Annotated in this window: 1 protein-coding gene; it reads right to left on the reverse strand. The window is 63.2% G+C overall.

Annotation, left to right across the window (positions count from 1 at the left end; genetic code table 11):
- Positions 1-592 (reverse strand): hypothetical protein (locus IG627_RS20735; protein ID WP_193195230.1); only part of this gene is annotated, 592 nt, incomplete at its 3' end.
- Between the last annotated feature and the right edge of the window lie 92 nt (positions 593-684).

The following is a 684-nucleotide window of genomic DNA, read 5'->3' on the forward strand; positions in this document are numbered from 1 at the left end:
CAAAACGCCAGAATTGCAGCGGCTGACAATCCGCGATCGCGGGCGCCGGAATGCCGTAGCGCTTGCCGATTTTGATACTGGTATCACCCAGTACAGAGCCGATCACCGCAACCTCGCAGGCGTTGAGGACTGTCTTGCTGGTCTCCTCCGGCTTCTGCGCGACAGCATGGTAGCGCAGGCCGAACTTGCGGCCCTGGTTGCACAGTCGCATGTGCTCAGGCGCCGCGGCGCCGCTCCTAGTACCGGAGCCGGTCAACTCCTCATCGATCACGTAGGTGATATGGCGACCGTCCAGCACCGCCCACACGATCTTGCAGAAAAACTCGTGCTCCTCCTCATCCTGGAAGGCCGGCGAATAGGCAATACGGAAGCCGCGACCGCTCCTGACCGCCTTCAGCACTGCGTGCGCGAATGCCCTGCGCGTGTGGTAACGGATCGCCTTGTGGTCGTAGTTCGGATCAAACACCAGTACCCGGGCGCCCTTCTTCGGGATCTCGGGATTTTGCTTTACCGCCTGTGATTTACCCTGCCCGGAGCGGGCAAGGTAGATCGTGTTGCGGTTGGGCAGCGAGGGGTCAGGATTCGTCGCCACTGGCCACCCCCTGATCGATCTGTTCCTGGCGGCGCGCCTCCGCCGCCTCCCGTTCGGCCTTGTCGCGGCGGCGCAGGCCGACCACATCCTGG

This window comes from Microbulbifer taiwanensis (assembly GCF_014904815.1).
In the GTDB taxonomy this organism is placed as follows: Bacteria; Pseudomonadota; Gammaproteobacteria; order Pseudomonadales; family Cellvibrionaceae; genus Microbulbifer; species Microbulbifer taiwanensis.